Below are 1,256 nucleotides of genomic sequence, written 5' to 3' on the forward strand. Positions count from 1 at the left end.
GCAGTCGTAAATCCTGAGCACACGTTTTACCTGAAAGACCGCAGTGACTGATTTTACGACTGCTGCGCAGCCGGACGCCGGCTTCGCCAGCTGCTACAGGTCGCGGGGGCTCAGTAATCCTGGCGCTTGCGAAAGGCCCAACGCCCGGCGATCACGGTAAATGTCGCCACCAGCGCCACCAGAATCCAGAACCCTTCGGGGTCACCCGACAGCGGCACTCCGCCGACGTTCATGCCAAAGAAACCGGCAATGATGTTGATCGGCAACGCGAGCACCGTGACCACGGTCAGGGTAAACAGGGTGCGGTTGCTCTGTTCGTTGAGGTTGGCGGCGATTTCTTCCTGCAACAGCTTGATCCGCTCACCCAGCGCCGTGAGGTCGTTGATGATCAGGGCGAACTCTTCGGTGGACTTGCGCAGCTCCTTGACGTCCTCCTTCTGCAACCATTGCGGCGGCCGATTGAGCAGGCGCAACAGCGAACCCGGTTCCAGCGCCAGCAGACGTTGCAAACGCACCAGCACCCGGCGGTTGGCACCCAGTTCAGCGCGGTTGGTCGACAGGCGTGAAGAGAGCAACTCATCTTCGATCTGATCGACACTCTGGCTGGTCTTGCGCACGATTTGCGTCAGCACTTCGCCTTGATCACGCAGCAAATGCACGAGCAGTTCCAGCGGCGAGCGAAAACATTCACCGGCCTTCACCGAGGACCGCAACTTATCCACCGAGTGCAGCGGTTGCAGGCGCGCGCTGATGATCAGCCGGCTGCGGGCACACACCCACAGCGTCGAGACATCCGAGGAAACCATGCTACTGAGGTTGAACACCACATCGTTGACCACCGCCAGCAAGGCCGAGTCCACATGCTCGATGCGGGTCGACCGGGAGCCTTCATGCAAGGCTTCGAAAAACTCCTCCGGCAGCTCCAGATGGCTTTTCATCCAGCGCTCGCACGCGGCGTGGGCCAGGTTCAAATGCAACCAGAGAAACTGCTCGTCGTCTTCGGGGTGTTGCAGGTAGTGCAGCGCCTTGGCCGAATCAATCTCCCGACCTCGTTCACCGGGACGAAAGCTGAAACCGTAGAGCAGGCCGAACAGATCGGTGTCGCGATGGCTGTGGTCGATGCTGTGGTTCATGAGTGCTCGCAAGGGGTATGCCGCTCCATGTAGCAGCTGGCGAAGCCTGCGTTCGGCTGCGAAGCAGTCGTCAAACCTGAGCACGCGGGCTTGCTGACACAACGCATTGCCTGATTACACGAC

1 protein-coding gene is annotated in these 1,256 nt (G+C 60.0%); it reads right to left on the reverse strand.

The window, feature by feature from the left end:
* Positions 1–110: 110 nt before the first annotated feature.
* Positions 111–1,133, reverse strand: a complete 1,023-nt coding sequence (locus AC1D2P_RS30690; protein WP_077431402.1) for a transporter — start codon at positions 1,131–1,133, stop codon at positions 111–113.
* Between the last annotated feature and the right edge of the window lie 123 nt (positions 1,134–1,256).

It is taken from the genome of Pseudomonas sp. P1_F1_2, assembly GCF_056405815.1.